This window comes from Pseudoalteromonas sp. SMS1 (genome assembly GCF_021530565.1).
Classification (GTDB): Bacteria; Pseudomonadota; Gammaproteobacteria; order Enterobacterales; family Alteromonadaceae; genus Pseudoalteromonas.
Map to the genome: position 1 here is coordinate 1 of NZ_JAKGBI010000061.1, position 1,893 is coordinate 1,893.

At 36.0% G+C, this 1,893-nt stretch carries 2 protein-coding genes and 1 pseudogene; all 3 read right to left on the reverse strand.

The features are described 5' to 3' along the window. A pseudogene (locus L1286_RS23950) lies at positions 1–99 on the reverse strand (transposase); the annotation flags it as partial. A 208-nt stretch (positions 100–307) separates the two neighbouring features. After that, a complete protein-coding gene (locus tag L1286_RS23955) occupies positions 308–1,018 on the reverse strand; it encodes a hypothetical protein (protein ID WP_235409539.1) in 711 nt (236 codons plus the stop codon). Between the two features lie 155 nt (positions 1,019–1,173). After that, entirely contained in the window at positions 1,174–1,365 is a 192-nt protein-coding gene (locus L1286_RS23960) for a hypothetical protein (RefSeq protein WP_235409540.1), read from the reverse strand. Positions 1,366–1,893: the final 528 nt, after the last annotated feature.

Here is a 1,893-nt window from a genome sequence, read left to right on the forward strand (position 1 = left end):
GTCATCTCCACACAAAAAAGCACGGCGTACACACCGTGCTATTAAGTGATAATAAGAGGTCGAGGACAAATCTATCAATGCTTTCCTTGCTCTTGTCATGCCTTTTCAAAACCCATTTTAACTGGATATTTAAACAGTAGCCAAAGAACCTAGTTTAAGCAATAAATTTGTGCCTGTCCCATCTTAAGTTGCTTTCTACACCTTGAAGATCAGCAGCACTTCTCATATTAATGCTGTCTGGAACTAGTCATTGCCAGTTTTTTGAGTCGCTCTATTAAAAATTATCCATCAACATCAAAAAAGTACATTACCAGCAGAAGCTCTCGGGGTTCATCCCAGATAGATAATGCGCAAAGTACTCATCAAGTTTATCCTTAGGGTCAATAATCTCCGTTATAATATTTAGCTGTTTGCCCTTTACGTGAAAAACCTTTCCGTCACACGCTTCTTCATTTATAAACAGCGCATCTTCATTTTCTGTGAGTAGCCAACAACGAAGCATTTCTCTTTTACAGCCTATCGTTTCTGCAAATTTATCAGTCTGTGCTCTAGAAACTTTACTACCTTTCTCGTATTCATTGAGACTCAATCTGGCTTCATAACGGAATGGAGTATTCCACCAATCCATCAAACAGTAACTTTTATCTGTTAGACAAAATGAATTAAACCACCGATAAATCTCTCTCCAACTTTCTGGCAGCATAATATAATCTTCATCGAATAACTCTCCTTCTTTATCCATAAAATCAGGCTGAAGACTAAAGAATAAATTACTACTATCAGTTTGAACGACTACGAATGATAGCCATTCCCGCGTTCCCTTTTTTAAAACTAGTTTGGGTGCCTCCCAATCCTTTTCAATCACTTGACTAGTCTTTCTAAATACCTGAGCGAATTGAGGAAACATTGTAGAAAAGCTCCCACCAACTCTATCTATTATCTGTTTATCCAAGTGATCTAATGCTTCCATTGGAATTTCAGATTGGCTATTACATACATACGGATACGACAATTCCATACTTAGTTTCCACCGTTATTTTGTTTATATAGCTGGTTAATATGTCGCTGAATCCCTTTCCTAATTTCAGCTTGAGTCTCAACTAAATTCTGTTGGTATATAGGATCTAAGTCATTGCCTTTATAAAATGACCAGTCTGTCTTTGATCCTTTGGATTAATTCAGAGACTTTGGTAATGGTTGGAAGTTACCAACTTCAATTCTATCGTGAATTATTGATATTTGCTGCTCCATTGTCAGCTTATTGAATCTTGGCAGGCTCTGAATATCTTTCACAGGAAAGATATGGTCAACTGGCATAGTTTTATTCAATGGAGCTGCTTTAAATGTATTGGTTAGCGGATCCAAATAGCCCATTCCCTGAGAAACAATAGGACAGACACATTTTAAAAAACAAGTGACATAAAGTCTTTACCTGCGTTTGTTGGTTAATAAATAGAGTAACACTCAACAAAATAGGCAATTGTAGGTTTCAAACATCCATTTATAAATACATTAAAAAACAATAGGACAGGCACATTTTTTAAAAAATGCAATAAATTTGTGCCTGTCCCATCTTAAGTTATAAATTTATGCCTACCCCATCTTAAGTTAAGTTGTCTGCATTGAACTCTTTTTTAACTGGATAAAAAAGAGTAAATCAAACAGGCTATGCAACAACATTAATGTATAGGTGAGACTGATCAGCACCATAAAGGAACCTACAATATAGGCACCTACCACACTTTCCATAAATGGTGTAAACACAGCTAGAGCCAAAGCAATTAAGAGAACCAATGGGACAGACACATTTTAAAAAACAAGTGACATAAAGTCATTACCTGCGTTTGTTGGTTAATAAATAGAGTAACACTCAACAAAATAGGCAATTGTAGG